A 1,903-nucleotide genomic window follows, 5' to 3' on the forward strand; every position below is an offset into this window, starting at 1 on the left:
ACCCACCCCGGCCACCGCACAAAACCCGGGACCCGGCCGCACCCACCCCGGCCACCGCACAAAACCCGGGACCCGGCCGCGCGGAGCACGAACGAGGCCGGCCGGACCACCGCACGGAGCGGACCAGGCCGGGGGCTAGTCGCCCTCGGTGGGAGCCGCGGTGGGGTCGGCGACGCACTTGAGGTCGGTCTCGGGCTTGTAGACGGTCTTCTCCGTCTCCCGCTTGATCTCCTTGCCGTCCTTCTTGAAGACGCGGGTCACGTCGATGGTGAACCCCTGCTGGCCGACCATCGGGATGCAGTCCGGGCCGCTGTCGGTCTTCCGTTCGAACGGGGTGATGTTGTAGCGCTCCGAGGAGATGGACTCGATCTCGTAGCGCTTGGTGCTCCAGAACGCGACGGTGACCGAGTTGCTCGTGGTCGAGGTCTTCACCAGCACGCCGTACGGCGAGTCGTTCTTCCAGCGGAAGTCCGGCTGCGGCCAGGAGACCGTGGACTCGCGCCCGGCCGGGTAGCGGGAGATGTAGAACTCGTGCGCCATGTGCTGGACGTCCTGCAGGCCACCGAAGAACACCGCGTTGTACATCGTCGTGACGAACTGGGAGATGCCTCCGCCCACGGAGGGGACCAACCGGCCACCCGCGATCATGGGAGCCTCGACGAAGCCGCGGGCGGTGTCGCGCTCGCCGACGACGCCGTTGAGGGAGAAGGTCTCGCCGGGCTTGACCAGGTGGCCGTCCAGCAGCTTGGCGATCGTGCGGATGTTGGTGACCCGGGGAGGACAGCACTCGAACGGGGTGGTGAACTCGCTGATCTTCTCCTTGATGCCGAGCTTGCGCAGCTCGGCCTCGGAGGTGCGCGGCCGGACCGTCGTGAGGCTGACCGGGATCGTCCGGCTGCCGCCCTCGGAGACCAGCTCGGCCACGGCGGCGGCGAGCTTCTTGTCGTCCACGCCCCGGCCCTTGCGGCCCGGGACGACCTCCGGCTTGCCGCCGACGATCCGGAAGGTGGGTTCGCGGGGTGCCTGCGCCTGGTCGACCAGGTTCTTCTCGACGGTCGCGACGGCCTTCCTGGCGTCGAAGACGGGCCGCATGCCGCCGGAGTCGTCGGGTTCGAAGGACAGGTGGGCGGCGACGGTCTCGACCGGCAGGACCGCCCGCCGCGCTCCGGCCGTCAGGGTGATCGGGCCGGACAGGGCCTTACCCGCGGAGGCCGCGGTCTCGGCGACCACCTCGGCGGTGACCTTCGGCTTGATCACGGTGATCGGCAGCTCGACCGGTCCGTCCGGGCCGAGGTAGGCCCGCTGGATCGCGGCGGCCGCGGCCGCCTTCTCCAGCTTGCGGCCGTCCTGGGGTTTCACGGTCACCGGCTTGACGCCCTTGAAGCGGACCGCGCCCTCCACGACCTCCCGGTCGATGTCCTCGGCCAGCGCCGCCACGGCGGCGTCCAGCCGTTCGGAGTCGACCGCGTGCCTGGGGGGCAGCTCGGTGGTGCCGGTGAGCGCGCGCCACACCTCCCCCGGAGTGGGGAAGTCACTGGGGGCCTGCTCGATGGTGGCGACCACGTCGAACTCGAGGCCCGCCTTCTCCGGGTCCAGGTCGTGGCGCGAACCGAGGGCCGTGAGCAGCATCGTCTCACTCACCCGATCCGCCAACCGCTCCCTGAGCCGGTCGGCCGCCTCGGTCGCGGTCAGTCCGCCGATGTCGATGCCCCGGACCCGGGTGCCCGGCAGGATCTTACCGGACATGGCGACCGCGGGGACCGTGTAGGCGAGCGCGGCGAGAATCAGCAGCAGCACGGTGACCAGGAGGAGCTTGCGGTTCCGGCCGCGCGGGGCCCGCTCCTCCTGGCCGGGAGGACCGGCCGGAGACGCACCGCCGGGGCCGCCCTGCGGCGGGCGGGGC

The 1,903-nt window shown here is 71.4% G+C and carries 1 protein-coding gene; it reads right to left on the reverse strand.

What is annotated here, in order from left to right; all coding sequences use genetic code 11:
* Positions 1-135 precede the first annotated feature (135 nt).
* On the reverse strand, positions 136-1,903 hold a 1,768-nt coding region (locus ACWJ6R_RS35560; protein ID WP_449066418.1), incomplete at its 5' end, for a VanW family protein.

The organism is Planomonospora algeriensis, from assembly GCF_977012225.1.